Source organism: Endozoicomonas sp. OPT23 (genome assembly GCF_009653635.1).
GTDB lineage: Bacteria > Pseudomonadota > Gammaproteobacteria > Pseudomonadales > Endozoicomonadaceae > Endozoicomonas_A.
Genome location: NZ_PPFD01000003.1, coordinates 71,798 through 97,250 on the forward strand (window position 1 = coordinate 71,798; position 25,453 = coordinate 97,250).

The window sequence follows — 25,453 nt, forward strand, 5'->3', positions numbered from 1 at the left end:
TGGAAGGTAAGAAAGCGCGCAAGTCTATCATGAAATTTCGAGCCCTAGAACTCAGAGTCTGTGCAACTCCCGCTTACTGTTTAATTCCCAGCAGGAGAAATCTTCAGCCAGCTCAACCTGACCTTTATAAGCAGCCCCTGCTTCAGCTCTTAATGCAGCAAGAGTGAATTCGGGTTTCTTACTGTCTCTTCTGAAACGACCACTGAAATGCGTCAGTATTACACTGGCAATGCCGGCCTGTTCAGCTGCTTCGCCCACCATTTTAGCGGTGCTGTGCATATATTGTGGTCCCACTTTCTGAAAAACCGGATCAGTAAAGGTAGCTTCATGCACCAGTACGTCAGCCCCTTTCATGGCTTCAAGCAGTAATTCAGGCTTATCATTATCACCACCAATAATGGCAACACGGCCTTTCTCATCAGGCAGTCGTGCATTTTCTGGTGACACTTCACGACCATCATCCAGCACAACAGTATTGCCTGCCTGCAGTTCACCCCATAGCGGCCCTTTGGGAACGCCCAATGTTTCGAGTTTCTGTTGATTTAAACGACCCGTTCTTGGTGCTTCCTCAAAACGATAAGCATAACTGGGAACCCGGTGCGATAATTCATGCGCCGTCACTTCAAAGGCATCGTCTTTATAATAAAATCCAGGACTGTCACTGCTGGCATCGCTACTGACATCGCTACTAACAAAGCTCAGTTCAAAAGGCAGTTGAGTAATCGCAGCGCATTTCAGTGAGTGCCTGACGAAACTCTCAACACCTTCAGGGGCAGCAATCAACAGAGGCTCTTTTCTACCCTGCATACTGGCCGTAGAGATCAGCCCCGGCAGACCAAACATGTGGTCCCCATGGACATGGGTAATAAAGACAGCTTTCAGGTCAGACAAGGTATAGCGACTTTTCAGCAGACGATGTTGCGTGCCTTCGCCACAGTCAACCAGATACCAGCTTTTGCTGTCGTCCAGCGCCAGTGCCAGTGCGGTAACGTTACGTTCGGGAGTGGGTGTGCCTGCGGAAGTACCTAAAAATGTCAGCCTCATACGCTCGAAAACTACCTGCCTGTTGTCGTAGTCTAATTAGAATAACACTTTTAACCCTAACCAAATTCACAATTTCACCTACGGCTGAAATGCACGTTTGTTATCTTTCGATCAAAAAGTGCATACTAACGTCCCAGATAAAATATATATGCCTCAGACTATGAAAATCACAGCACCTGTTCTGGTGTTAGCTGCGCTATTGAGCACCTCTGTTTTTGCAGCGAACTCAGATAAAGCTGCCACTCAATCCCAGCTTGAATCGATTCAAACCGATATCAAGCACATGAAAAAACTGCTGGACCGCCTCAATAAAGAACGAGGTTCTGCTGAAAAAGACCTGACTGAAGCGGAAGGTGGCATCAGCGAGCTACAGAATCAGGTTCGTGATTTAGAGAAACGCCTCAAGAAAGGTCAAGCTTCTCTAAAAAAGCTGCAAAGCCGTCAGAATGATCTGACGGCGCAAATCAACGACCAGAAAGACCGTATTGCCAGCAGCGTTCGTTCAGCTTACCTCGCCAGTCGGGATAATAAGCTGAAGCTGCTGCTGAATCAGCAGGATCCTTCAGAAGCAGCACGACAGCTGACGTACCTGAAATACCTTCAGAAAGCTCAGTTGGACGCTATTGAGAGTTTTGAGCAGTCTATTGCTGAGCTGGAAGAAAATCGTCAACAACAGATTAAGGTTAATGACCAGCTGGCCAGTGAAAGAAGCTCACTAAAGAAGCAGCAGGCCAGGCTTAAGTCAGCCCGTAAAGACCGACAAAAGCTACTGTCCAAAATCAAACTGCGTTATGCCAACAGCGGCAAACGATTAAAAACGCTGACTGCCGAACGGAAGAAAGTTGAAGAAATTCTGGCGCAACTGGCCAGCCGCCCTTATTCAGGACTACCACTCAATAAATTGAAGGGCAAACTGCCCTGGCCAGTGAAAGGCAAGGTGCTGTATCGCTACAAACAGCTGCGTCCCGACTCTCCTATTCGCTGGCAGGGCGTTATGATTGCCGCTGAACCGGGCAGTCAGGTAAAAGCCATTCACGATGGCACCGTTGTCTTCTCTGACTGGCTCGGTGACTTTGGTCAGCTGATCATCATTGATCACGGCAATAATTACCTGTCCCTTTATGGTCATAACCAGTGGCTTCTGAAGCAGGAAGGTGAATCTATTCTTGCCGGAGAACCCGTAGCATTAAGTGGCCAGACTGGCGGCCAAAGCCAGCCCGGTGTTTATCTTGAAATTCGCCGCAGTGGTAAGAACCAGAACCCCACTGGCTGGCTCAAGAAAAAGCCCTGATTTCTGCAGAATAATCCCCACCAACCGATAACTTTTCTGGTACGTGTGTGGGCGCACTTACAAGCGCCCCTTCTCTGGTCGCAGGAAAAGCGTTGATAGTCTGCAAAGAAATATGCAAGCCTATTGAAAGCATTGCCACCTATACTTCAACTCTTCAAAAAAGAGTGCAGGAGCATCTATGACATTACTTTTTTCCTCATCCCGACTGCACCTTGCGCACTGGTTGAGGGCTGGCATTTTTGGACTGATTGCCGGTTACGCAGTGCAGGGCTGGTCAGCCCCTGTTGGTCAGGAAGAGAAAGCTGCTCCAGCAAAGAAGCCTGAAGTAGTTGCTGAAAAAAGCACTGAACAAAAAGAAGAGTCTCCTCAGGGCAAGTTGCCACTGGACGAGCTCCGCACCTTTACTGAAGTCATGCAGCGTATCAAAAACGCTTACGTTGAAGACGTTGATGACAAGACACTGCTGGAAAATGCCATAAAAGGTATGCTCACCGGTCTTGACCCTCACTCAGCGTATTTGAAGCCCGATGATTTTAAAGACCTGGAGATCAGCACTTCAGGTCAGTTCGGTGGCCTGGGTATCGAAGTCGGCACTGAAGACGGCTTTATAAAAGTTATCTCCCCGATTGATGATACGCCTGCCCAGAAAGCAGGCATCCAGCCAGGCGACCTGATCATCAAGCTTGATGGCACATCGGTAAAAGGCATGTCACTGGGTGACTCAGTAGACAGAATGCGCGGTAAAGCGGGTGAGCCGATTACACTGACTATTGTCCGTGAAGGTGCGGCCAAACCTCTGGATATTGTTGTTAAGCGAGCCATCATCAAGGTTCAGAGCGTTAAATCCAGAATGCTGGAAGACAACTATGGTTACATTCGTCTGAGCCAGTTTCAGGCAGACTCTGATAAAGAAGTGGTTGAACATATTGGCAAGCTGAAAAAGAAAAACAAAAAACCACTGGATGGTCTGGTTCTCGATCTGAGAAACAACCCGGGTGGTGTTCTTCAGGCTGCAGTAGGTGTCGTTGATGCCTTTATCAAGGAAGGCTTGATTGTTTATACCGAAGGCCGTATTGCCAACGCACACCTTAGCTTCAGTGCGGAAGAAGATGACCCTTCTGAAGGTATGCCACTGGTTGTTCTGATCAATGGCGGCTCGGCTTCTGCATCTGAAATTGTTGCCGGTGCCTTGCAGGATCACCACAGGGCAGTACTTCTGGGTACTCAATCATTCGGTAAAGGTTCAGTGCAAACCGTACTGCCTCTCAGCATTGATAATGAGAAAGGCCTGAAGCTGACCACTGCACTTTATTACACACCGAATGGCCGCTCTATCCAGGCTGAAGGCATCAAGCCGGACATCTTTGTGCCACGCGCCAAGGTTACCCCGATAGAGAGCAGTTCTTCTTTCAAGGAAGCAGATCTTCAGGGACACCTTGATAACGGCAATGGCAAGGACGGCAAGAAAAAGCAGGTTTCCAAAGTTAAACAAGACAAGAAGGAAAAGGCTGAAGAGTCATTGGCTGAAAGTGATTACCAACTTAGTCAGGCTTTGAACGTTCTTAAAGGTCTTCATATTGGTGCCATTCGCGAAAAAGCCAGCAGCAGCAAAGCTGAAACAGTCACTGCAAAAACAGACGAATAAGCTCCTTTAAAACAAGCGTTATAAAAAATGCCGCGACTGACAATCAGTTGCGGCATTTTTGTATCCAACCGTCACACTAAAAACCATTTTTTAGAATCGGTAAGAAACCCCAATACTCACTACAGGTCGCCAGTCATCTTCTGTCGGACCAGAGCCAGACAGGGTTTCCCGTATCGGCTTTGCTGTTCCCGGTAAACCGTTAGCTTCTGCTTTATACACTGCACCCAAATCCATTCTCAGATCCAGGTCACTGTCTTCAGACAACCGCTGCCAGCCAATACCCAGATAAGTTGTGTCCTGCGGCTGGCCGGTTTGAATCTCTTCTTCACCAGGTGTCTGGGCAAGACTGGCTGTCATATTGAAGTTGTTTTCAAAAGGATGGAAGTCTATCCGCATGGCGGAAGGGGATTCTTTTTCAGGAATAGTATGAAGGGAGAACTGCTCCGGCCTTGGAGTAAAACCGGTAATGATCACATATTCAGATACTTTGGCTGTAGCGGGCAGAACAGCAAGATGGCTGTTACCCAGCAAAGCCTGATCACTGGCCTGTGCAGAGACTGTATAGCCCGCCGCCAGTATAAAAAGCAGAGAAGAGGTCTGACTCTTCAAGCTGGCTAAACTCAACAAACAAGAACTGAACACACTAAAACTCGACTGCGGACTTCCGATCATCACATCAAACCCTCCATGGCGGGTTCTTACGAATGACGCTTGGCAAAAGCAAGGATAACGCTAAATGCTCAACAACTCCGCGGATAATGCTGACCGTCACATTCCATCAAAAAGCAAAAGAAAGAAACAACAGTAAACACACCTTGTCCCATAGTCGCCGGAAATCCGGCAATAATCAACTAGTCTATAGCTACTTATCGTAATACCTGTTGAATTAACCACTCTGATACAAACCCGCCCTGATTGATAAACTTGATAACAACTTTTTTATGCTGGTCAGGTTACGTTTTTTGGGTTTCTTCAAACAATAAAGCCACCCTCCGGCACATCATTTTTCAACTACTTCGAAAGGTGTTCTTTCATGGGTCAAACAGAAGGGCAGAGCTATTCAGAGCTCCACCGCCCCAGCAGTGAGTTTGCCTCAAGGTCGGATTATCTCGACCATGAGCTGACCATCATGAAGCCGCGTCGCTGGAAACTGAACTTGCCGGGTCGCGACTTCCGTTTTGAATGGGAAGACCTGGTTCCAGCTATCGCCGGTACTATCGGTATCACCGTAATGTACTCTGCGGTAATGACTTCCTGGGCTAATGGTTTTGGTCTGGACGCGAACTTCATCATCGAAAACGTTCGTGTAGAAATGCTGGTGTCCGCCATCCTGTTCTGCATCCTCGTTTCCGGTTTTATGAACCCGCGCGCTAACCTGGCCGGTAACCACGGGCCAATGATTCCGCTGATTCCTGTTATTGCCGTGTCCGGTGCTCACCCTCTGGCTCTGGCCATACTGTTAGGTGTGTTTGGTCTTATATTAAGTGTGACCAAAGGCGGATCGCGGCTGGTAAAACTCACCAGTCAGGGTGTTGCCGGTGGTCTCCTTGTTTATCTGGGTGCCATGGGCAGTATTGGTCAGATCAGCTCTCTTAAAGTCTGGGCTGACGCTCAGGGTGTGGGCTATGTCGCTCTTGCTGTTCTGGCTGCCAACATCATTGCCTATGCCTGGCTGGCACGTATAGGTAAACGCTGGCTGGCAATTCCACTGTGCTCCGTACTGGCGGTAGTGATTGCGCTGGCTCTGGGTGCACCGTTTGAATTCACAACTGAACCTGGTCTGCCAAACCTGAACCCTGCTTACTGGTGGGGCGAAGACACAGGCTGGAAACTGGGTCTGCCTGGTGTGCCTGAGTTCCTGGCTTCTCTGCCATTCGCTATTCTGGCGGTTGCCATGTGGTCTCCTGACTTCCTGGGTCACCGTATCTTCCAGGAAATGAACTACCCAACAAAGGCCAAAGATGTGCTGATGGATGTAGACGACACCATGACAGGTTGTTCTTTCCGTCAGATGGTCGGCACCCTGTTCGGTGGTGGTAACGTAACCTCTTCCTGGGGTACCTACATGATTCCGGCGGCTATCGCCAAGCGCCCTATTCCTGCTGGCGGTATTCTGCTGGGTGTTCTGTGTGTGATCGTTGCTGTTGCCGGTTACCCGATGGACATCACCGTATGGCGTCCGGTAATGAGCATCGCTCTGCTGGTAGGTGTATTCCTGCCGCTGCTGGAAGCTGGCATGGAAATGGTTAAAGACACCAAGGACACTCAGTCTGCCGGTATCACCATCTTTGCTTCTGCCGTTGTTAACCCGGTATTCGGTTGGGCTCTGACCATGCTACTGGACAACAACAGTCTGATCGGTGACAAGGAACGTTCCAAGCTGCTGGGCTTTGCTGACCGTATCGTCATTCCAGGACTGGCTTTTGTAATCAGTACTCTGGCTATGGCCGCTGTGGGTATGCTGCCAGGTATTCCTGCAATGGTTGGCTAATCACTGCCTACCTGTTTACAGCTATTCTGTAACGATGAAAACGGAGCCGATTGTGGCTCCGTTTTTATATCTGCAGAATAGCTGCTTCATTTATCATCTCTCTTTTCTTATTAAACGCACCCTATGAGCTACTACCGCTGGCAGAACGATGACCTCATCCTGCAACTTCACCTGCAACCCAAAGCCAAAACCGATGACTTCTGCGGCCTTCATGGTGAAAGCCTGAAAGTTCGCATCAAGGCACCGCCGGTTGATGGTAAAGCTAATGCTTATCTCACCAAGTTTATGGCCAAAGCTTTCGGAGTGTCTAAAAGCAAAGTAGTCATTGAAAGTGGTGAACTCTCCAGAGAGAAGCGCGTCAGAATTATTTCCCCTGTAAAAATTCCTGAAGGGCTTTCAAAAGAGTTGGCTATTCAGGAAGCAGATTAAACAGTTACTCTATAGAAGCTCATCCAGCGACGAGTTAACAATAACAGCAGGAGCTTCAATGCAATCAGTCTGTATATTCTGTGGTGCCCGCAGCGGCAGTGTACCTCAATATCGTGAATCAGCACTGACGCTGGCTGAAGAGCTGGTGCGCCGGGATATCACTCTTATCTACGGTGGCAGCAGCATTGGATTGATGGGTGATATTGCCAGTCACGCTTTAGCTGAGGGCGGGAAAGTCATTGGAGTGATTCCGGATGTTCTTGCCGAGAAAAATTTCGCTCATCCTGAACTAACGGATACTCACTGGGTCAAGGATATGTCGGCCAGAAAGTCAGTAATGACGGATTTATCGGATGGTTTTATCGCTCTACCCGGTGGGGTCGGTACCCTTGATGAACTGTTTGAGGTACTGGCGCTGAATCAGGTTGGCAGCCAGAATAAGCCCATTGCCTTGCTCAATACTCTCAATTACTATGAGTTGCTGCTGCAGTTTTTAAATCATGCTGATCAATAAGGCTTTGTTCACCCTGCTGGCGCAGCCAGTATGATAATGGAAAGCAAGCCTTCAGCCCTTCTGGATCAGATGGCCAATTATAATTGAACGAGACCCTGAGGTATGACCAAACAGCCCCTGCTCATATACCTTCATGGTTTTAATAGTTCGCCCGATTCACATAAGGCGCAAATAACCTGCCAGTTTGTTGACCAGCAACGTCTGGATATAGACACCTGGGTGCCTCAGTTACCTAACGAACCTTTATCTATTCAAGAACTATTACTTGATCGTCTTCGGCTGGAAACATCCAAAAGACCTGTGCATATCATTGGCAGCTCCCTCGGTGGCTTTATTGGCACTTGGCTGAGTGAGCTGATTCACGAGGTGTACCCATCCTGGCCTGTTCGGCTGGTATTAATCAACCCTGCTGTTCGCCCTTACGAATTTTTTGAAGCTTACCTGGGCTGGCAGACTAATTACCATACCGGAGAGAAGTGGTTGCTTACTCACGAACATATTCAACAGTTTAAAAACATGGAAGTACCTGTATTAAGTCTGCATAATCAGACACTTCTGCTGGTACAAACAGGCGATGAAGTACTCGACTATCGCAAAGCCGTAGCAAAATACGCTGGTGCTGATTCTGTTGTTCAACAGGGGGGAAATCATCAATTCGAAGATTATGAAAAAACACTGCCTTATATTTTTGAGTTTTTAGCGGGTCATAGTCTTATATGAGAAATCGTTTATTTAAATTTTGATTAAAACTATTACGTATAAATTTATTCCAATTAAAACTACCTCCTGTTTTTTTCAGTAAATAATTTCATCAAACTGTTCCTCCTCCATTTGACTGCTACATTTACCTCACCTGAAAACAGCATACGTATTATCCGCTAACTCGAGTTAATACGGTTATTGCTGTAAGTCAGGATAGATGTCCTATCTATTTATTTCTTACACACCAATTCATAGCTGATGTTACTGGTTCAGCGGAAATTTCAGTGGATGCACACTGAGCCAGTAAGCGCTGTAGATGGATTAGTTTCATGCACTCATTTTTCAAATGCTCAGTTGTTCCTGACGGATACACCAAGACTCAGCATGACCAATACTCAAGGCTCAGGCTGCAGGTACTGGCCGGTATATTTCTCTGTTACTCAGCCTACTATCTGGTTCGAAAGAATTTTGTCATGGTTATGCCTGACCTGATTGCAGCCGGATACAGCAAGACCGAGCTGGGTATGGCTCTGTCAGCACTGGCTTTATGTTACGGCTTCAGTAATTTTGCCATGGGTTATGTTGCTGATCGGGTTGATGTGCGAAAGCTGATGCCTACCTGCCTGCTGCTTTCGGCACTGCTCTCTCTGGCGATGGGTTTTATGCCCATTATGCAGTTCCCGTTGTATGCCATGATTCTTATGCTGGCAGTTAACGGTTGCCTGCAGGGCGCTGGATGGCCATGCAGTGCCAAGCTGATTGCGCACTGGTTTGTGCGTGAGGAAAGAGGCACGGCCATGAGCATCTGGAACCTTTCCCATAACATTGGCTGCGGCCTGTTGGGACCTCTGGCTATTCTGGCAGTGATTGTATTCTCTGGCTGGCAATGCAAACTCTATCTGCCTGCAATCATTGCCCTCTGCATTGCTCTGTATTGTTACCACTTATTAAGAGACAGCCCCGAGCAGGCAGGACTTCCAGCGCCTTCACCTGAGCTGGCCATTGAAAGCAGTGAGCAAAAGCCGTCCATGCTCAGGTCAATGCAGCTCTTTGCCCAGCATTGTCTGAAGCTACCACCATTATGGATACTGGCCGTTGTTAATGCCTGTACTTACTTTATTCGCTATGGCGTGATCGACTGGGCACCTGTTTATCTGACGGAAACCAAAGGTTTCAGCTTTAACGCATCCAGCTGGGCCTTCTTTGCTTTTGAGTATGCTGCGTTGCCTGGCACATTGATCTGCGGATACCTGAGCGACAAGCACTTCAAAGGCAAACGTGCTCCAGTAAATGCACTATTTATGTCGCTTGTTCTTATCTCTCTGATTGCCTACTGGCAATCCCCTCCTGGTAATACGACGTCCGCAGTATTAGCTCTGATCTTTACCGGCTTTCTTATCTACGGCCCGGTTATGCTGGTGCATGTGCATATTATTGACTTGGTCCCCCTGAAATATGCAGCAACATCGGCAGGCTTTATTGGCTTGTTTGGCTATATATTCGGAGCCACTTCATCCAACCTGGTGCTGGGTAAAGTGATGGACCTTTATGGCTGGGATGCCTGCTTCCAGTTGCTCAGCGGCGCCTGTTTGCTGGCTTTATTGTTACTGCTGCTATTGTGGCTCTGGGAGAACCGTAACCCCAACCCTACCGCTACGGTATGTCAGGAAACAGAGACAGCTGCAATCCCCATATCCAGCATTCAAGAGCGAAGGCTTCGCAGCTACTAGTATGTGAGTACTAAACGTATTTGAGTAGCCAGGGGAATACGCAGGCAGTGTAAGTTCACACTGCCTGTCTTGTGCTATTGACCAGGCTTTCTTTCAAGCGGAGTTTATCAATCTTGCCTACAGGGGTTTTCGGTAACTGCTCCACCACTTGCATATGAGTCGGTAACTTGTAAGTCGCCACCTGATGAAACAGCCAGTTATTAATATCCCTGATATCTATATGGCCACTCTGAGCGTCCGGAACAATACAGGCATAGATAGCTTCACCAAGATTGTCACAGGGCGTTCCCAGTACCGCACTCTCACGAATCTCAGGATGTTCATCGAGAATGGATTCCAGCTCCAGTGCAGAAATCCGATAGCCGCCACTGGTGATGATGTCGATAGATCGGCGTCCCAGTAATCGATATTCATCGCCAACACGCATCGCCATATCACCGGTACGGAACCAACCGTGACGAAACGCCTGTTGGTTCAGATCTTCTTTACCATAATAACCTTTAAACAGCTGCGGGCTTCTAATTTCCAGCTCGCCCTGCCCATCCATTTCATTGCCATGGTCATCCACCAGTCTGACGCTGACACCATAAAGCGGTTTACCGACAGTGTCAGCACCTGAGCTGCCATCCAGGTTTTGTGATAAAACCATACCCGCTTCTGTCAGACCATAACGGGTTACTAATGCCTTTCCGGTAATTTTCAACCAGCCGTTATAGGCCGTAGGCATCAGCTGTGAAGAACCTACCATGGCAATTCTTAACGACGCAGCGCCTTCAGCCCATTGAGTCTGCTGTTCAGGCGAGGCTTTCTCCCAGGTTTCCACAAGGTAATGGTAAATAGCAGGAACCGCTGTCAGTAACGTATTCTGCCCTTTCGCAAGGTGCTCCCAGACATCACTGGTTTTAAACCCGGGCAGGATTTCACAACAAGCACCGGCTGCCAGTGGTGCCAGCAGACCACACACCAGTCCATGGATATGAGACATTGGCAGGATATGCAGCATTCTGTCATGAGAATGCCAGTCCCATGCTTCACAGATACTTTTCACTTGCGCCTGCAGGGAACTGAAGGTGTGAATAACACCTCTTGCGCATCGACTGGTACCACTGGTAAACAACACCAGCGCATTAAGCGACGGGTTAATCTTAATGAGAGGAGAAGGTTTCTCCGACAATTCGCTGGAACAGATAAGCTGAATACCCAGCCTCTGACCCAGCAGCAAAGCTTCTGCCTTCTTTTCTGGTGAATAAACAAGACAGCGGACGTCGATATCCAGAAGGCGACGTTCCCACTCAGGCTGAGACATAAGCGGATCGAGAGGCACGGCAGCAGACTCTTCCAGCCAGATAGCCAACAGAACCTCAATAAAAGACGCGTCTCTGCCCGTCAAAAAGGCGATGAACGGATATTGCTCTCCCTGTTCCCTTATTCTACCGGCCAGTTTTCTGGAATGTTCCAGTAGAGCCTGATATGTGTGCTCACCTTCTGAGTCAATAATGGCAACCCTGTCAGCAGGATGCCCTACCAGCTGCGAAAGAAACGGCATTTCAGCCCCTCTCATGGAAAGTGGCTGAAAAGTATAGTCAGTAGACGAGAGTTTTTCCGTCAGCCTGCCTTTCAATATTATCTGACACTGGAAGCTGCAGCACCGTGCCACAACGAAAGCCATGACATTATCTGTTCGGAATCATTCAGGCTGGCGGCTGGATACGGCAGTTGCTGCTGCCTGGACTCAATCGCGTCGAGAACATGCCGCACCTGATACAGGAAAGCGTCACCTTCTGCTTTTACTTCAAGAGATTTTATCTCCTGCTCATAGTGACCATATCGAATAAGGTTCTTTTGTTCCGGAAGCCATGGATTACTGTCTAACTCGATAAAGCCTTTAGAACCAAGAATTCTGAAGTAATGTTTCAGTCCGTAGTCTTCAGCACAATGCAGCTGAATCTGAACATTGTCATCAACCTTGAACTGGACAGAAGTATCACAAATATTGCCATCCGCACCACGTCGACCTGTCGCCATACAAGGTACGTTGCTCAAATCTGTATCAGGCAGCATTGAACTGATGACTCGATAAGCCAGAGAAGCCGGATAACAACCCAGGTTAAAAATGGCGCCCATACTGTCAGGGTTTACAAACTGACTGATGGCAGCAGAGTAACTGGACTGTATCTGCTTAAGTTCACCTGTTGCATTGCTTTGCAGTAATTGAATCAGCTGATTGACCAGAGGATGGTTCAGATACATCAAGCCTTCTGCAAAAAAGACATCATGCCTGTTCACAGCATCAACAATGAGCCTGGTTTTCTCCAGATCAATACTGAGTGACTTCTCGCAGAGAATAGCTTTACCTGCTTCAGCCGCCATCACCACATAGTCATGATGCAGATGATTAGGCAAAGCAATATAAATAATATCTATACTCGGATCATTAATGAGCTGCTGGTAATCGGTATAGCGACTCTCAACACTGTGCTTATCTGCAAACTGCACGAGCCGTTCTTCATTTCTACCCGCTACCGCTTTGAGAAGGCTTCTGCCTTCTGCTTTAACCGCATTAGCCATGACATCAGAAATAAAGCTGGTGCCGAGAAAGCCCCAGCTCAGTACTTTTTTGCTCATCAAACTGCCCTTTAAAATGAGAACGGGCAATGTACCTGCGCTGGGTTTTTAAAGCTATTTATCCTGATGCTGTGCCTTTCGAATATCCTTCAACTGTTTTTTTTCAGTTTTGGGCAACATCAGCAGAACAAAGAGAGACAATAATGGCGACAGCAGAAGTGAGAGTGACAACCAAACAGGAACGGATCGCCCTCGTTTCCTTGCCAGCAGAGTGACGGGGATTAAAAGGATTGCATACACTGCCAGAATAATGGTTAGACTCATAGTAACAATTCAGACCTTCCGGAGGGATGGAGGCTTGCTAACAAGGCTGTCACTATCAGCATCAGCCATTCGCAGTAGATGCGCAAGTTTCCCCCTACCCGAGCCGCTGTTGCATTGTTAAACTATCCCGTTAGCGCTTACAGATCAGCAAGGATTCCATGGGTAACGACTATACAGCGGAGGCCATTGAGGTTCTCAGTGGCCTTGACCCGGTTCGCAAACGTCCGGGCATGTACACTGATACCACCCGCCCCAACCACTTGGCTCAGGAAATTATCGACAACAGTGTCGATGAAGCGCTGGCCGGGTTTGCCAGCAAAATCAAAGTGATCCTGTATAAGGATAACTCTCTGGAAGTGGTCGACGATGGTCGAGGTATGCCTACGGATATCCATCCCGAGCATGGCATTACCGGTATTGAACTGATTCTTACCCGCCTTCATGCCGGTGGTAAGTTTTCCAACAAGAACTACCAGTTTTCCGGTGGCTTGCACGGCGTCGGTATTTCTGTTGTAAACGCCCTGTCTACAAAACTGGAAGTGACCGTTCGCCGTGATGCAAAAGTGTCCCTGATTACCTTTGGTGATGGCTACAAGGATCAGGATCTGCACCAGGTAGACACCTGCGGCAAACGTAATACCGGTACAACGGTTCGTTTCTGGCCTGATGCCAGCTACTTTGATTCTGCCAAATTCTCCGTTACTCGCCTCATGCACGTACTGCGTGCGAAAGCCGTATTGTGTCCCGGCTTGAAAGTCGAGTTTGTGGATGATCATACTGGTGATACCACTGAGTGGTATTACGAAGATGGCTTGAAAGATTACCTGAAAGGTACCACTCACGGTTATGAAACCCTGCCACCACAACCGTTCACCGGTTCACTGAAAGGTGACAAGGAAGCAGTAGACTGGGCAGTTCAGTGGTTGCCGGAAGGTGGCGAACTGCTGACCGAAAGCTATGTCAACCTGATCCCTACACCTCTTGGCGGAACACACGTCAATGGTTTAAGAACCGGTCTTCTGGAAGCCATTCGTGAATTCTGTGAATTCCGCAATCTGATGCCGCGTGGTATCAAGCTTGGCCCTGACGACATCTGGGAAAACTGTGCCTACGTTCTTTCTGCCAAACTGGCTGACCCGCAGTTCTCCGGTCAGACCAAGGAAAGACTTTCTTCCAGAGAATGTGCCGCCTTTGTTTCCGGTGTAGCTAAAGATGCTTTCAGCCTCTGGCTGAACCAGCACACGGCAGAGGCCGAACAGTTAGCCGAACTGTGCATCAACAATGCTCAGAAACGGATGCGCAAATCCAAAAAAGTAGCCCGTAAAAAGGTTACTCAGGGGCCTGCTTTGCCGGGCAAACTGGCGGATTGCTCCAGTCAGGACTTGAAATACACCGAGCTGTTTCTGGTAGAGGGTGACTCTGCGGGCGGTTCTGCCAAGCAAGCGCGTGACCGTGAGTATCAGGCGATTCTGCCGCTGCGAGGCAAGATCCTGAACACCTGGGAAGTGGATTCCAGTGAAGTTCTGGCTTCCCGGGAAATTCACGATATTTCTGTAGCACTGGGCGTTGATCCGGGTTCAGAAAACATTGAAGGCCTGCGTTACGGAAAAATCTGTATTCTCGCCGATGCCGACTCCGACGGTCTGCACATCGCTACTCTGCTTTGCGCACTCTTTGTTCAGCACTTCCGCCCTCTGGTAGAACAGGGACATATCTACGTCGCCATGCCACCACTGTATCGCATAGATGTAGCCAAGGAAGTTTTCTACGCACTGGATGAAGCCGAGAAAGAAGGCGTTCTGGAACGTATAAAAGCCGAGAAGAAACGTGGCAAGGTCAACGTTCAGCGCTTTAAGGGTCTGGGTGAAATGAACCCGCTTCAACTCCGTGAAACCACTATGTCGTCTGACACTCGTCGCTTGGTTCAGCTGACACTGGAAGATTCTGAAGAAACACTTCAGGAAATGGACATGCTGCTGGCTAAGAAAAGGGCATCTGACAGAAAATCCTGGTTGGAATCGAAAGGTGATCTGGTAGAAATTAATTAGTAGGAATTGTCCCGAATTAAGTTGCCTAACTGCTAATCAACTGAACGACGGCTGTATAAAAAAATCCCCCGGTTTGTGGCCGGGGGATTTTTTTATGACAAATAAAACCGTGTTGTTACATCAATGTTGTTACATCAATGTTGTTACATCAAACCGGATTTAACCAGCAAGCCACCGTCGACGACCAGATTGTGACCAGTTACAAAGCTGGATTCATCAGAGCTCAGATACAGAATGGCATCCGCGACTTCTTCCGGCTCCCCCATACGGTTCATGGCGTGAATCGCACTCATGGTATTTTTTGTCTCTGGCTGCATTTCAAACAGACGCTTGATGCCGTCGGTAGCAATACCACCCGGTGCAATAACGTTAGCGCGAATACCTGAAGTAGCCAGCTCGGCTGCAGCAGTTTCAGTCAGGTTAATAACACCGGCTTTGGCAGCTCCGTACGGAGCAAGAAGTGGAGAACCACTTAAAGCAGCAACAGAGGCAATGTTTACAATAGTACCAACTCCCTGCTCCAGCATGACCGGGATTTCCGCTTTCATGCTCAACCATACGCCACGCAAGGTGATGGAAAGAACGTAATCAAAGACGTCAGTCGTTGTATCATTCAATGGCGTCGGTGCACTTGGGCCTGATGCGTTGTTAACGGCATGATGAAGTGTGCCATAGGTGTCGACAGTGGTTTTAACCATTGCTTCTACAGCAGCAGGGTCAGCAACGTCACAGGCAATAGCAGTGGCTTCGCCACCGGCAACCTTGATCATTTCTACGGTTTCAAGGGCTGTTTCAAGATTCAGGTCAGCGACTGCTACCCTGGCACCTTCGTTGGCAAATTTAAGGGCTGCTGCCCGGCCAATTCCTGCACCTGCACCTGTGATCAGAACAACTTTATTTTCAAAGCGCATTATTATTATCTCTTTGTTCAGCTTGTCGTTTAGCACACTGTAAGTCGATCGACTTATTATGCGCATACTATCACTGAAAAGAGTGTCTTTTATGGAGGATATGCTCAGCCACCTGTAAGGGAATAACTAATGAATGCAGCTTCGTCGTGTAGCTAGGTAAACGGCTGTTTACTACCCTTATTGAAAAGTGCCCTTATGAGGTTCTACCAGAGATATAAAAATACCAGAAGCATTCGAGGTGCTTCTGGCAAAAGGAGCAAAAGGGTTAAGCCGTGATTGCTGTTAGAAAATATCTCCCAGGTTGAAGTAAGCCAGAATTGCTTCGTCATCCTGGTTGCTGGCTGTGATATCAAAGCGAACATTAACGCCCTGCTCTGGTACCAGCAGATAGCGCAAACCTATACCAGCGGCGTACATCACCTGTTCGGACTTACCTTCAGCCACATCAAACGGTCGGCCAGTGGAGAAGGTTCCGGCAACACCCCAGCGGTCTGTCAGCCAGTGGCGCAGCATAAAGGTAGTAGCCAGAGCGCTTCGGCCTGTTGATTCCCGAGAGAAACCGACACCCAGACGCCCTAATGGAGCGGCCTGGTTTCCTGCTTTCTTGCCATTAAAGCTGCCTTTGGTTTTCCACATCAGGCTGGTTTTTTTAGAGAGAGGAAACATCTCGATGTATTCAACAGCAAGACTGTTGTAAGTCACTTCTGTCCCATCGCTGTACTCTACACCGCCTGGAATACGCGCCAGATGAGCTTCGGACTCTTTGTTGGTTTTCAGCATTTTGAGCTGAATGAATCTACCGTCAGTTGCAGAGGACTGGTCGTCCAATGTGTTAAAGGTAAAAGACAGTCCGTAGGACATTTTGTCCGTATCGGCTATATAGTTAACCGGTTGCATCCAGCTCTGACCCGGTTTTTTGCTGATAGGGTCACGGTCAAACTCATTGTGCATGTACTCGACCAGAGGTCCCAGATATGAGTTATCGAAGAAGCTGTAACCCAGTGTGCCCCAGGCCATATAGTTTATGTTCTGAAGGCTGACCAGACCATTACCGGTGATGAAGTTGGCCATAGTCATATCTTTGCCGTTCATATAAGAGGCTCGACCTTCGAAGAACCACTTATTGTTGGCAAAATAGTTGCGGGTTACGTGATAGATATTCCAGTTTTTGTTTGAACCATATATCAGATTGACACGGGCATCAGACTGGATGGAGTTTTCATCCCACTTGTAGACGGCGTTGGGGACTGCAGCCAGAGCAACATCAAAATCAGGGTCGTAGAAAGGACCGATTGGAAGGGAGAATTTATAATCGCCAGGTTGCAGCTCTGTTCGCTCAACGGGCTGTTCTTCGGCTTGTACAAACCCCGCAGCAAGAGTAGCCAGTGCACCAGCCAGTAAGGTCTTTTTAAAAATGTTGGTTGTTTTCATGGTATTCAGACTCCAGATTTCCCTGAGACACTTCGATTACCGGAACAATCCTCAGCTCTGGCTTGATTTAACCAGAGCATTGAGGCTGCTTATCATTAGAATTCTTTGCTGGAATAGATGAACCAGACACTGCTCACAATCAGAACAGCAGCCAGTTTGCAATCTTGATTGGCCATACAATAGGTTCGAGAGCCAACAGACGCTGGTCGCCCTGATCTTCCATCCACTTTTCAAGATCGGCTTTCATGCTGGCAATCTTTTCTGCATAAGCTGGATTGGCAGCCAGATTGTTCTGTTCGTGAGGATCGTTTTCCAGATCATAGAATTCGATTTCAGGGCGAGTGAAATAGCGGTCCAGCAGCTTTTTAGCGTCAGGATCAGTCTTCGCTTTTGCTTCCCAGGAATCCCAGTAAGCTTCATTCTCTATCTGGTTGATATGAGTGGTGTGCCTGCGTTCAGGGTACAGGTTGTAGATCAGCTTCCAGCGTTTGTCCTGAACTGCACGGATCGGGTAGGCATTGAAGTTTTTGCCGCCATCACCGGTATGGGTGGTGTAGATTTTTTCACGATGTTCCAGCTCCGGGTTATCCAGAACCCTGGCAAAGGATTGGCCATCAATATCTTTTGGTGCTGAACTGCCAGCTACTTCCATCAGGGTAGGAATAATGTCGATCCAGCTGATCATAGCATCGGTCTGACCTGGCTTGATTTTTCCAGGCCAGCTGGCGATGAACGGAATATGTATTCCGTAGTCGTATAAGTTCCACTTGGAGAAAGGCCAGCTACTGCCGTGGTCAGCGGTAAAAATAAACAGAGGGTTATCCAGTTTTTCTCTGGCGAGAGCATGCAGAGTGCCCAATTGGCGGTCAGCACTGGTAACAGATGTTAAGAAGCGAGCTAAATTCTCACGGGTTTCCGGCGTATCGACCATGTTCTCAGGCATGGTCAGGTCAGCCGGGTTGTAACCTTCTTTTTCAGGCCAGGGGTTATGGGGGTCTTTGGTGCCGACCAGCATCAACAGAGGTTTTTCTGACTCACGTTCATTCAGGTAATCAACGGCGTACTTAATACCACCTTTCCACACCAGGCCTTCAGAGCCGTGCTCATCAAAACCATAAGCATCCGGGGCGTCGTGGGATACCTTGCCGAAGGCAACCACTTCATAGCCAATTTCCTGAAAATAGGCGGGTAATTTTTTTACATCTTCCCGGGGGCTGGTCTGGTTCACTTCAGAACCGTTACGGGCCGGCATAAGACCGGTCAACATAGCGGCACGGCTGGGAGCACAGTTAGGAGATGCAACATAGGCCTGGGTGAAATAGAGACCGCCTTCGGCCAGTCGGTCAATATTGGGCGTATTAGCGTCTGGGTGTCCCTGAAACTGGGTATCAATATAGCTTTGGTCGTCGGTTATAAAGACGACCATGTCTGGAAGCTTATCTGCAATCGCTGAGAAGGGACTCAACGATAAGGTTAAAGAGAGAGAAGCCAGTATTTTTTTCATAATCAGACATCAGCCTTAATTCATATTGTAAATGAATTGTAAGTGCAAAAGTGTGTGATTTTTTGACAAAAAATACTGTGATGTTTGATTAAACCTATTGTTCGTTGAAACGTTTGTTGAAACGCTTTCGGTACTGACTGGGCGTCATTTCCATATATTTCCTGAAGTTTCGGGAAAAAGTCACCTGGTCGGCATAGCCCAGTTCAGCCGCTATGGCAGCAATCATGGTGTGACTGTTTGCCAGTTTATGGCAGGCGCGGGTAATCCGCTTTTCTTCCCGCCACTGCATAGGGCCGGTACCGCAGTTTTCCCTGAACAAAGCACTGAAACGGGATGGCGACAGACAGGCTTCAGCAGCTACCTGTTCAAGAGTGAACGAGGAATTAAGATTTTCTTCCATAAACGCCATAGCTTTGATCACCCTGTGATCCTTTTCACTGCTGAACGTTTCCGGAATCAGGTCTGTGCAGCGAAGCAGAAAGTGCTCAACCATCGTCGCACGGATTCGAATGGCTTTGGTGGTATCAGCAACATCTGCCTTCATCAGATCTGCGGCAATATTTTCCAGGGCAGATAGCTGGTCACCAGTGCCTGCTTTCAGCCTGTAAATACCGGATGCCACTTCTGGCCAGTCCAGCAGATCATTAACTCGGTAGTCTTCTCTGAATAAAAGCCAGGTGACTTGCCATTGCTCACAATCAGGGTGCCGGTAATTATCGAGATAAGCGTCAGGGGCAAACAACAGAATATCCCTCGGTTCTGTATCAATAACACTGCGTACGCAGTTATAGCGACCGGAACCCTTGACCGTCATCTGCAGGGTCCAGCCTACTTTTTTGTTGGGCCGACAAAAGCGGTAATCGTTCCAGCGCCCGGCGGTTCTGATGTGTTGACCACAGATGTTTCTGTACTCACTGATCAGTCGATCTTCCTGGACCGAACTGACAATATTGGCAATGAACTGCTCAGCTAACAGATCCGGATCAGTGTGTTTCTGGTCTGTTAATGTCAGCCATTGCTGACAATGCTTTTGTATTTCCGGTATTGCCCGAATGGCGTTAAGCACCTTTTTTTGTTCAGAGTCATCATGTTTATAAGCTGCAACCGAACCGGCAGACTTAAAGAACTGCATAACAACCGGGCTGTAGTCTATTTCACCGGTCAAAATCTTGTAGAACTGTTCAGCAGTTTGTCTGATAGAGGGCTGCATGCTTTCAATCATATTTTAGTTATGAGTCAGCCATCATGCCGAAGCTTGCAGAGCAATTCTATCGGCTGCGTACATAATACTGGCTGGTGCACGATTACTGCGTAGTTCTTTAACCATGTAATCCATATAAGGACTCACATGCCTGAAGAATTTTTTGTAACCCGCACAGAGATGGTTTTGCCTTGAGCCATCTGCATTGTCGTGTATTCGGTGTTTTGGGCAGCCGCCATTACAGGCAAATCGGAATTCGCAGCATTTGCAGGCAATACCCAGATCGTCTGCCTTGGCTTTGCCAAAAGCACTCTGCACAGGCTGGTTGGCCAGTCGGCTCATATCCTCTTCAAGAATATTGCCCAGATAGTATTCCGGATAAACGTAGTGGTCACAGCTATAGAGGTCGCCATTACGTTCAATCACCATGCCCTTCCCGCACTCTTTTCTGAAGATGCATAAAGGCGCCTCATGGCCATACCAGGCAGTGAGTGCACAGTCGAACATTTGCACATACACCTTACCTACATCCTTGCGAACCCATTCATCAAACACAGCCACCATAAAGTCACCGTATTTTTTGCCATCAGCCGAGAAAGGCATCAGCTTTTTCTCAGTGGTGGATTCAGGGTAAATCAGCATGGCGCGGTCGCTGTCAGCTCTAATCTCCTGCTGTTCAACAATGGGAATAAATTGCAGGAAAGTAGATCCGATTCCTTTCAGGAACTGGTAAACCTTATGTGGGTGATCGATATTCAGGTCGTTAAGAACGGTCAAGGTATTGAACTCGACCTTGTGCTGCTTCATTCGTTCAATAGCGGCCATTACTTTATCGAAAGTTGGTTTGCCGCCCTGTGACAGTCGGTAGTGGTCGTGAAACTCTTTGGGGCCATCAATGGAAATGCCCACCAGAAAGTTGTGCTGTTTCAGAAACCGGCACCAGTCGTCGTTGATCAGAACACCGTTGGTTTGCAGTGAATTATTAATCTGCTTGCCGTTAGCAAAACGACGCTGGTATTGAATGGCTTTTTTGAAGAAATCCAGCCCTGCCGTGGTAGGTTCACCTCCCTGCCAGGCAAACTCGACTACAGGCGTATCCTGAGACTGAATGTACTGTTTGATATAGGCCTTCAGAACTTCATCACTCATATGGCTGAAGGTGTCTTTCTTCGGTCGCTCCTGCCCTTTCTGAAAATAGTGCTGTTTCTCAAGGTAAAAACAGTAATCACAGTCCAGATTGCACTGGTAGCTGGTGGGTTTAGCCATCAGGTGAAAGGGAGGGCGCATTGTTACTAACCGCTTTTTGAAGGAAGACACTCAGTCTATTAAGGCAAATATCTTTAATCTGTAGGTAGCTTTCGAAAAAACGGTTCAGGATTGATATGCATCAATCCTGTGGACAACTATTGATTTGAATAACGTTTTCTATATTCGGAAGGTGATAATTTCATATGCTTTTTAAAACAGCGTGAAAAATACATCTGGTTGCTATAGCCAAGTCTGTCAGCAATCAGAGCGACCTGTTTATCGGTTTTAGTCAGTTTATGGCAGGCTGCAGCAATACGTTTTTCTTCTCGCCACTGCATTACACCGACCTGGTAGTATTTTTTAAACAGTTTTGACAGAGCTGAGCTCGACAGACAAGCTGCCTCAGCAATTTTATCGATGCTCAGGTCACTGTATAGGTTATCTTCAATAAAACGAACAGCGGCAACTATTCGTGAGTCTGTTTTCTGATAGCCGTTGGATTCCATAATCTGATTGCAGCGATTCAACAGAGCCTCAACCAGAGAAGCTCGTACTTTTACTTCAGCGTCACCAGGCGCCCAGCCCTGATCAGCTATTAAATCCATGATGCCCGCGACACTGTCTATTTCCCGACGATTACCAGCCTTTATGAGATAAATTCCGGAGGCAATTTCAGGCCAGTTCAGTAAGTCGAGAGTCAGCTCTGACGGTTGAAACTTGGTGTAACTGTATGACCATTCATCACAGTGCTCTGCCCTGTGTTTATGGATATAAGCGGTAGGACTGAACAGCAGGATATCTCCCGGACCGGTTTCCAGCTCTGTTCGTATACAGTTGTAATGACCGCTTCCTGCTAGTGTCAGATGCAACGTCCAGCCCGCTTTTTGATGGGGGCGCAGTACAGTGTAATCTGACCAGCTACCTTTGGTGCAGATGGCTCGATCAGAAATATTCAGATAGCTTAGGAACTCCCGATCCGACTCTATACTGTCAAAAGACTGCTTCAAAAACTGGCTGGCCTGCTCAGCACTGACCTTCTCAGCAGAGTAAAAAACATGACTCCATTCGTTTACCAGCCTCTCTGCCTGCATGGCTGACAGAACACCGTTGAACAGATCCATCTCATTTTTGTGCTGCCTGGGCTGTTTACTGCCACCATCCTGAAAGAGAGGAGTAAAACTGCTGATCAGAGATTCGCTGCTGAGCTTTCCTGAAAAGTATAAAAATAGATGTTGAGCCGCAGTGATCGTCTGTGCTTCTCGTAACGTATCAGACAAATGTTTACCTCAAAAAGTCATTAGCCTAAGTCTTTACCCTGCATCTCCTTCAAGCGGATGACAGTACAATGCTAAGGTAGCCGCCTTATTTTCACCTGTTTAACCAATAAACAACATTGATCTCGCTCAACTTCACAAGCGTACTCAGAACTGCAAATCCAATGACGAATAAGACAAACGGATTACTCATGTTATTACATATACTGGCAACCCGTTTCACGAGCTTACATGATATTGACAGAACCGGTATCCGAGAGATCCCTGCAACAGGTCAATTCAAGTTGTCGTGTAGTCGCATTATAAATGTCTAAGAATTAGACGGAGTTGTCCGGATGAGTAGTAGTGTTCGCAATTTTGCCCTGGGGGCTCTTGCTGCAGCCATTTCACTGGGTGTTCTAGCTGATGATGCAGTTAAAGCTGAGCAGAAAGGCATGGATGGCATTGAATGGAAGCTGCCAGCAGGCCCTATGTATGACCCGGATTTCGACTTTGCTCTGGCGGCCATTCCGACTGCAGCTTATAAGCTGGACGAAAACTCCCGCGACTCTTTCACTAAGTTGACTATGGTTTATGGCTCTAACGATAACTGGAATGTAGGGCTGGAAACTGACAACTTTTTTATAAACGATAAAGTTCGTTTTCTGAATTACGTTGGTTACACCGATGCCAGCTTCAATCGGAATATTGTTGGCATGGGGCTGCAGCAACTGGCAACAACAACGATATCCGACTGGGGTAACCTGTCCTACGAAGTGATTGATAATATTTATGCTGGTGTCAGCTGGAATTACTCTATTACCGAGTTTGACAGAGACGGCACCAACCCATCCTCCATGCTGGCCAAGTACAGACCGGATGTAACATCCACCGCCTACGGCCTGTTCCTGAATTACAACACCCGCAACAGTGAGTTCTTCCCTACTTCCGGCAGCTACGTGAAACTGGATCTTCAAAAGACCAGCCTTGAAAAAGAAAAAGCAGCTATCCCCACTGAGAACGGTGACTTTGACTTCAATACCCTGAAACTGGATGCCCGTTATTACTACCCTCTGGCAGAGCAGACCACTCTGGCCTTGCGCGGTGGCCTGCTGATGAACTCCAGCGATGCGCCTAAAACAGCAACAACACTTATGAATGTTGTACGTAACTTTCATGGTCTGACCCGTGAAGTACAGGCTCGTGGTGGTGTAACCGGTGAGATTAATGTGCGTCACTGGTTCAATGATAAATGGGGTATGTCTGCTGGATTGACCGTTGCCCAGGGCCTTGATACTAACGAAGCCAAGAAAGACGGAATCTACAAAGTGGCCATGGTGGGTCTGCGCTACAAACTGATCCCTGAGTCCAACCTGTCCTTGCGCATTGATGTGACACAAAGCAATCAGGATGATGAAAACAGTCTGCTGTTTTTCCGCGTAGGTGAGGCTTTCTGATTAGATTATAAAAAATAGTCCACTCTGATCTGTCATATTCGATGACAATCTTTTTACATCAGGGTGGATTTTTACTTTTTATCTGCTCGGGGCGACCTATTTGTCCAGGGCTGTATTTATCGTTTTTTAAATAGAAAGGACCGCTCAAAATGCTAAAGCACTGGGGCAAAGCCCTGCTTGCCGTATTAGTGATCGCACTGATGATTCCAGTGTTGAAGATTGCGACTTACTCTCAGGAAGATAACCCAAAACATCTTGCTGAAAAGAACAAATACCTTGAGAAGCTGAAGAATACCCAGGAAGCCGATCAGGACAAAGACCGCCCAAATATCCTGCTGGTGTTAATGGATGACCTGAGCTACGGCGATCTGGGTGCTTACGGTAATGAGCTGATTAAAACCCCGAACATTGATCAGCTGGCCGAAGAAGGCATGAAGTTCACCGAGTACTATGCTCCTTCCGCAACCTGCACACCGTCACGAGCCGGACTCCTGACAGGGCGTTATGCTCCACGGGCCGGTGTTGAAGCCGTGGTACACCCGGACGGTTCCAAGCTTAACTGGATTGGTATGCTGGCTGGTTTGAACCAGCATATTCCGGGTGATGAAATTATGATTCCGGAAGTACTGCAGGCTACCGGTTACCAAACCGCCATGATCGGTAAATGGCATTTGGGTGATGTAGCCCCAAACCTGCCAAATAACTATGGTTTTGAATATTACTACGGCAGTCATTTCAGCAATGATATGACGCCTTTTAATCTCTATAGAAATGAAGAGATTGCTGTCCCCGCTCCGGTTGACCAAACAAGACTGAACGATCTGTATGTTCAGGAAGCGACTGACTTTATCAATCGTGCCACCGAGAAAAAATCCGAAACCAACGAACCCTTCTTCCTGTACTTTGCCCATAACTTCCCACACGTTCCTCTTTACACCACCGATGAACAATCCGGGAAATCCAAAGCGGGTCTGTACGGCGATGTAATGGAAGATGTCGACCGTGGTATCGGTGACATCATCAAGGTGCTGCGCGAAAAAGGTGAGCTGGACAACACTCTGATTCTGTTAACCAGTGACAACAATGCCTGGTTCCAGGGCAATACTGGCAGTAAGCGTGGCCGTAAATTCCAGACCTGGGATGGCGGATCAAGTGTTCCCTTTATTGCCGTTTGGCCGGGCAAGGTGCCTCAGGGCGTAACCATGGAAACAGCGGTTAACGGTGTCGATATTCTGCCGACCCTGATGTCCATTCTGGATATTCCAAAACCAACCGACCGTACGCTGGATGGTATTGATATCAGTGCAACCCTGCAGGGTGACAAGGCAGCTAACCATGATCGTCTGATGTCCTACTTCCAGGGCAAGAAGCTTGATGCGGTTCGCAATGCGACCCATAAGTACATGGGCAAAAAAGGTGTTTTCTCAAACGGCATGGGTGACCTGCTTTCAATCAACCAGATGAAAGGGCCATGGTTGTTTGATTACCGTATTGATCAAAGTGAGTCCTACGACATCTCTCTGAATCAGCCTGAAGAGTTCGAGCGAATGAAAGCGATCTTCGAAGCTAAAAAGAAAGAGATGGAAGAGAACCCTCGCGGCTGGCTGTAAGGAACTATTCCTAGCTTCCCCTGGCACTTTGACCTTTTGATTGATTAATCATTCG

Annotated in this window: 21 protein-coding genes; 11 read left to right on the forward strand and 10 right to left on the reverse strand. The window is 47.8% G+C overall.

Annotated elements, in window-relative coordinates:
• Window positions 1–51: 51 nt before the first annotated feature.
• Window positions 52–1,044, reverse strand: coding sequence for a ribonuclease Z (locus EOPP23_RS06150; protein WP_153765101.1), 993 nt, complete (start codon window positions 1,042–1,044; stop codon window positions 52–54).
• Between the two features lie 148 nt (window positions 1,045–1,192).
• On the opposite strand from EOPP23_RS06150, the gene EOPP23_RS06155 reads away from it, so the two are divergent.
• Together EOPP23_RS06155 and EOPP23_RS06160 are read left to right on the forward strand one after the other, a co-directional pair.
• Window positions 1,193–2,335 (forward strand): murein hydrolase activator EnvC, encoded by a 1,143-nt coding sequence (locus EOPP23_RS06155; RefSeq protein WP_153765102.1) that lies wholly within the window; start codon window positions 1,193–1,195, stop codon window positions 2,333–2,335.
• Between the two features lie 178 nt (window positions 2,336–2,513).
• A complete protein-coding gene (locus EOPP23_RS06160) occupies window positions 2,514–3,980 on the forward strand; it encodes a S41 family peptidase (protein WP_153765103.1) in 1,467 nt (488 codons plus the stop codon).
• Between the two features lie 90 nt (window positions 3,981–4,070).
• Here the strand turns inward: EOPP23_RS06160 and EOPP23_RS06165 are convergent, their stop codons facing one another.
• Window positions 4,071–4,589 carry a hypothetical protein gene (locus EOPP23_RS06165; RefSeq protein WP_194842516.1) on the reverse strand — a complete coding sequence of 173 codons (519 nt, stop codon included), beginning with the start codon at window positions 4,587–4,589 and terminating at the stop codon, window positions 4,071–4,073.
• A 424-nt stretch (window positions 4,590–5,013) separates the two neighbouring features.
• On the opposite strand from EOPP23_RS06165, the gene EOPP23_RS06170 reads away from it, so the two are divergent.
• The 5 genes from EOPP23_RS06170 (at window position 5,014) to EOPP23_RS06190 (ending at window position 9,846) form a co-directional block, all read left to right on the forward strand.
• Window positions 5,014–6,471 carry a DUF3360 family protein gene (locus EOPP23_RS06170; RefSeq protein WP_153765105.1) on the forward strand — a complete coding sequence of 486 codons (1,458 nt, stop codon included), beginning with the start codon at window positions 5,014–5,016 and terminating at the stop codon, window positions 6,469–6,471.
• 123 nt (window positions 6,472–6,594) lie between these two features.
• A complete protein-coding gene (locus tag EOPP23_RS06175) occupies window positions 6,595–6,900 on the forward strand; it encodes a DUF167 domain-containing protein (RefSeq protein ID WP_153765106.1) in 306 nt (101 codons plus the stop codon).
• A 58-nt stretch (window positions 6,901–6,958) separates the two neighbouring features.
• On the forward strand, window positions 6,959–7,414 hold the full coding sequence (locus EOPP23_RS06180) for a TIGR00730 family Rossman fold protein (RefSeq protein WP_153765107.1): 456 nt from the start codon (window positions 6,959–6,961) through the stop codon (window positions 7,412–7,414).
• Window positions 7,415–7,516: 102 nt separating this feature from the next.
• Complete coding sequence (locus EOPP23_RS06185) at window positions 7,517–8,134, forward strand: YqiA/YcfP family alpha/beta fold hydrolase (RefSeq protein ID WP_153765108.1); 618 nt, start codon at window positions 7,517–7,519, stop codon at window positions 8,132–8,134.
• A gap of 311 nt (window positions 8,135–8,445) precedes the next feature.
• Window positions 8,446–9,846, forward strand: a complete 1,401-nt coding sequence (locus tag EOPP23_RS06190) for an MFS transporter (RefSeq protein WP_153765109.1) — start codon at window positions 8,446–8,448, stop codon at window positions 9,844–9,846.
• A gap of 55 nt (window positions 9,847–9,901) precedes the next feature.
• Here the strand turns inward: EOPP23_RS06190 and EOPP23_RS06195 are convergent, their stop codons facing one another.
• Together EOPP23_RS06195 and EOPP23_RS06200 are read right to left on the reverse strand one after the other, a co-directional pair.
• Window positions 9,902–11,392, reverse strand: a complete 1,491-nt coding sequence (locus EOPP23_RS06195) for an AMP-binding protein (protein WP_194842517.1) — start codon at window positions 11,390–11,392, stop codon at window positions 9,902–9,904.
• A 77-nt stretch (window positions 11,393–11,469) separates the two neighbouring features.
• Window positions 11,470–12,471: a Gfo/Idh/MocA family protein gene (locus tag EOPP23_RS06200; RefSeq protein WP_228550624.1), complete on the reverse strand. Its 1,002-nt coding sequence runs from the start codon at window positions 12,469–12,471 to the stop codon at window positions 11,470–11,472.
• A 29-nt stretch (window positions 12,472–12,500) separates the two neighbouring features.
• Here EOPP23_RS06200 and EOPP23_RS21330 point away from each other — a divergent pair, with 29 nt between their 5' ends.
• Both EOPP23_RS21330 and parE read left to right on the forward strand, forming a co-directional pair.
• A complete protein-coding gene (locus EOPP23_RS21330) occupies window positions 12,501–12,686 on the forward strand; it encodes a hypothetical protein (protein ID WP_194842518.1) in 186 nt (61 codons plus the stop codon).
• A gap of 207 nt (window positions 12,687–12,893) precedes the next feature.
• Window positions 12,894–14,783 carry a DNA topoisomerase IV subunit B gene (gene parE, locus EOPP23_RS06210; protein WP_153765112.1) on the forward strand — a complete coding sequence of 630 codons (1,890 nt, stop codon included), beginning with the start codon at window positions 12,894–12,896 and terminating at the stop codon, window positions 14,781–14,783.
• 143 nt (window positions 14,784–14,926) lie between these two features.
• Here the strand turns inward: parE and EOPP23_RS06215 are convergent, their stop codons facing one another.
• From EOPP23_RS06215 to EOPP23_RS06240, 6 genes are all read right to left on the reverse strand, one after another.
• Window positions 14,927–15,694: an SDR family NAD(P)-dependent oxidoreductase gene (locus EOPP23_RS06215; RefSeq protein WP_194842519.1), complete on the reverse strand. Its 768-nt coding sequence runs from the start codon at window positions 15,692–15,694 to the stop codon at window positions 14,927–14,929.
• Window positions 15,695–15,976: 282 nt separating this feature from the next.
• Window positions 15,977–17,125, reverse strand: a complete 1,149-nt coding sequence (locus EOPP23_RS06220) for a hypothetical protein (RefSeq protein WP_153765114.1) — start codon at window positions 17,123–17,125, stop codon at window positions 15,977–15,979.
• Window positions 17,126–17,264: 139 nt separating this feature from the next.
• Entirely contained in the window at window positions 17,265–18,629 is a 1,365-nt protein-coding gene (locus tag EOPP23_RS06225; protein WP_153765115.1) for a sulfatase, read from the reverse strand.
• Window positions 18,630–18,723: 94 nt separating this feature from the next.
• Entirely contained in the window at window positions 18,724–19,839 is a 1,116-nt protein-coding gene (locus EOPP23_RS06230; RefSeq protein WP_194842520.1) for a helix-turn-helix domain-containing protein, read from the reverse strand.
• 33 nt (window positions 19,840–19,872) lie between these two features.
• Entirely contained in the window at window positions 19,873–21,117 is a 1,245-nt protein-coding gene (locus tag EOPP23_RS06235) for an anaerobic sulfatase maturase (protein WP_153765117.1), read from the reverse strand.
• Between the two features lie 116 nt (window positions 21,118–21,233).
• Window positions 21,234–22,355 (reverse strand): helix-turn-helix domain-containing protein, encoded by a 1,122-nt coding sequence (locus tag EOPP23_RS06240; RefSeq protein ID WP_153765118.1) that lies wholly within the window; start codon window positions 22,353–22,355, stop codon window positions 21,234–21,236.
• A 332-nt stretch (window positions 22,356–22,687) separates the two neighbouring features.
• On the opposite strand from EOPP23_RS06240, the gene EOPP23_RS06245 reads away from it, so the two are divergent.
• A complete protein-coding gene (locus EOPP23_RS06245; RefSeq protein ID WP_153765119.1) occupies window positions 22,688–23,788 on the forward strand; it encodes a BamA/TamA family outer membrane protein in 1,101 nt (366 codons plus the stop codon).
• A gap of 149 nt (window positions 23,789–23,937) precedes the next feature.
• The gene (locus EOPP23_RS06250) at window positions 23,938–25,398 is read left to right on the forward strand and encodes a sulfatase-like hydrolase/transferase (protein WP_153765120.1); all 1,461 of its coding nucleotides are present in this window, start codon (window positions 23,938–23,940) and stop codon (window positions 25,396–25,398) included.
• Window positions 25,399–25,453: the final 55 nt, after the last annotated feature.